Source organism: Nonomuraea sp. NPDC003804 (assembly GCF_040610675.1).
GTDB lineage: Bacteria > Actinomycetota > Actinomycetes > Streptosporangiales > Streptosporangiaceae > Nonomuraea.
Genome location: NZ_JBEXMT010000086.1, coordinates 1 through 1,891, shown reverse-complemented (window position 1 = coordinate 1,891; position 1,891 = coordinate 1). Strand labels below are relative to the sequence as shown.

Here is a 1,891-nt window from a genome sequence, read left to right as displayed (position 1 = left end):
TTCCTGCGGCAGGGGTTGCCGGAGCACATGGTGCCGTCGTCGTTCACGGTGTTGGATCGGTTGCCGGTGACCGCCAACGGCAAACTCGACCGCAAGGCCCTGCCCGAACCCGACGCCCCCGCCGGCGTGCCGTACGAGGAACCGAGCGGTGAGATCGAGCGGGCCGTGGCTGAAGTATGGGCGGAGGTGCTGGGCGTCCCGGCCCCCGGCGCCCACGACAGCTACTTCGCGCTCGGCGGCGACTCCATCAGATCGCTCAAGATCGTCGCGCGCCTCCGGGCACGAGGGTACGCCCTCGCGCTCGAGGACGTCTTCGTCCACCAGACGGTGCGCGAGCTCGCCCGGGTGATCACCACCGGGACGGTGAACGAGAGCCGCGGCAGCGAGGCGTTCAGCATGCTCGGAGCCGCGGACCTGGATCGGCTGAAGCAGCGTTTCCAAGGAGGCAAGCGTTGACGGCGACACAACCCGCGACCGAACTCGAGGACGCCTACCCCCTGACCGCGCTGCAGTCGGGCATGCTCTTCCACAGCGCCTACCAGGAAGACTCGGCGACCTACCATGACGTCTTCACCCTGAACCTGCGCGGCCCCTACCAGAGCGACACCTTCCGTGCCGCCCTGCGCGAGGTCATGGACCGCCACGCGGTCCTGCGCACCTCGTTCGACCTGACCGGTTTCGACGAGCCCATCCAGCTGGTCTGGAAGGACGTCGAGCCGCCCGTGCAGGAGATCGACCTGTCCGGGTTCGAGGACCCCAGGTCGCGCCTGAGCATCTGGCGCGACCAGGAGAAGCACCGCCCCTTCGACTGGGAGGCGCCGCCGCTCTTCCGCGCCGTCATCCACCATCTCGCCCCTGAACGGTTCGCCCTCACGCTGAGCTTCCACCACGCGATCCTCGACGGGTGGAGCGTCGCCTCGCTGGTGACCGAGCTGCTCGACCGCTACGCCGCGGGGCTCGACGGCGTACGGCAGGCGCCCGCCGCCCCGCCGCCCTCCACCTTCAGGGACTTCGTCGCCCGCGAGAAGGCGGCGGTGGCCTCGCCGGAGACCGAACAGTTCTGGCGGGACATGCTGGCCGACGCGCCGATGACCGCGCTGCCCAGGCTGCCCGGCTACCGCACGGGGGACGCCGAGGACACCGTTTCGCACGCCGTACCCCTCGACGACCAGGTCGTCAAGGGCCTGGAGCAGGCGGCGCGGCAGGCCAGGGTGCCGCTGCGCACCGTGCTGCTCGCGGGACACCTGCGCGTGCTGGCGCTCCTGACGGGCGACAGCGATGTCGTCACCGGGATCGTGACGCACGGCAGGCCCGAGCACGAGGCGGCCGAGCAGGTCCTCGGGCTGTTCCTCAACAGCGTGCCCGTGCGGGTGGGCACCGCCGTGGCGAGCTGGGACGAGCTGATCAAGCGGGTCTTCGCCGCGGAGGTGGCGTTCATGCCGCACCGGCTCTACCCGCTGTTCGAGATGCAGCGCCTCGCCCAGCGCTCCCCGGTGATCGACGTGCTCTTCGACTACCGCGACTTCCACGTCTACCGGGACCTCGGTCCGGGCGGGGCGATCCAGGTCGTGGAGAGCGAGTTCTTCGAGCAGACCAACCTGCCCCTGTCCGCCAACTTCACCTGGTCGCCCCAGGCCGGCGGGCTGGAGCTGAAGCTCAAGTACGACATCACGCAGTTCTCCGCGGACCAGGTCGTGCAGGCCGGCGAGTACTACCGCCGCGTCTTCGCGAAGATCGCCGAGAATCCGGCCGCCGACCCTCGCGAGTCCGACGACCTCCTGGCCGCCGACGTGGCGGCGGTGGAGGGGTGGAACGCGACGGGTGAGGCGCGGGAGTTCGTGGCGTTGCCGGAGGTGGTGGCGCGGCGGGTGGCCGAGGTGCCGGACGCTCC

Annotated in this window: 2 protein-coding genes; both read left to right on the top strand. The window is 70.5% G+C overall.

The features are described from left to right. The coding region (locus ABZX22_RS44920) for a phosphopantetheine-binding protein (protein ID WP_354923424.1) at positions 1-456 on the top strand (456 nt) is incomplete at its 5' end. Continuing rightward, positions 453-1,891, top strand: a 1,439-nt coding sequence (locus ABZX22_RS44915; RefSeq protein WP_354923421.1) for a condensation domain-containing protein, incomplete at its 3' end; no start/stop codon positions are given. The genes ABZX22_RS44920 and ABZX22_RS44915, both read left to right, overlap by 4 nt.